Genomic DNA, 1,121 nt, shown 5'->3' with positions numbered 1-1,121 from the left:
GGCTCTACTGACTGATCCGTGGGTCTTCAGCGGCCGGGCAGGAGGGGGCGGTGGCCTCCGAGTGTGAGCATGGCGAGGCCGATCAGGGGCTCGGGTGAGCGGAATCCGAAGGCGACGCGGGTGAGGAGTCGGATCTTGGTGTTCACGGACTCGATGCGGCCGTTGGAGAGTCCGTGTGCGATCGCGGCCAGGATCGAGGACCGGTGTTTGACGATGCGGCGCTGGAGGTCGACGAAGGCAGGGATCCGGCATCGTCGCGCCCAGCTGATCCACTTCTCCAGCGCTCCGGGAGCCTCGTCCGGATCGAGCTGGAACACGAGCCGTAGCCCTTCTTTGAGCAGGTAGGCGCGGTGTAGTCGAGGGTCGGTCTGAGCGACCCACGCCAGTTTCGCCTGCTGACGGGTGGTGAGGTTCTCGGGGTTCTTCCACAGCGCGTAGCGGGCATGCTTGAGCGCCTTGGCGTGCCCCGAGGAGCGGCCGGCACGGCGCTTGGTGACGGCACCGCGGGCCTGGTTCCATGCCTCACGACGAACCTCGTCGAGAGCTTCGGTGGCCCACTTGACGACGTGGAACGGGTCGGCGCAGCGCACCGCTGCGGGGCACCGGTCAGCGACCACGGCGCTGATCCAGTCCGCCCCATCCGCGGAGACGTGAGTGATCGCCGCGCAACGGCCCTCTCCGCTGGCTTCCAGCGCGTCGAAGAACAGGTTCAGGGTGGCTCGGTCTCTACCCGGTGCGGCCCAGACCAGCCGCCCTGAATCGTGGTCGACGACGACGATGAGGTACTTGTGGCCGCGCTTGTAGGAGATCTCGTCGATCCCGATCCGGCGCAGGTTCGCGAACTGGTCGTGCAGGTCCGCGACGTCGTTCCAGACGCGGGAAATGATCGCGCCGACGGTGCGCCAGGCGATCCTCATCAACTCGGTCACCGCGCTCTTCGAGCACTGCGTGGCCAGCCATGCGACCTGCTGATCAAAGGCGTGAGTATGCCCAGCGCCGTGCCGGGCCCAGGGCACCATCGCGACGGTGGGGCCGTGATCGCTGCAGCTCACGCGCGGAGCATCGGCCTCGAGCCAAACCGGGATGGTGCCCAGGTCCAGGCTCCGCCACCGACGTCGGCC

The 1,121-nt window shown here is 67.8% G+C and carries 1 protein-coding gene; it reads right to left on the bottom strand.

What is annotated here, in order from left to right; translation table 11 throughout:
* Window positions 1-26 precede the first annotated feature (26 nt).
* Window positions 27-1,121: ISL3 family transposase (locus ACFFN1_RS13595; RefSeq protein ID WP_376841368.1), on the bottom strand; the 1,095-nt coding region annotated here is incomplete at its 5' end.

The organism is Brevibacterium otitidis (genome assembly GCF_042429315.1).
In the GTDB taxonomy this organism is placed as follows: domain Bacteria; phylum Actinomycetota; class Actinomycetes; order Actinomycetales; family Brevibacteriaceae; genus Brevibacterium; species Brevibacterium otitidis.
This window is presented reverse-complemented; position numbering and strand designations above follow the sequence as displayed.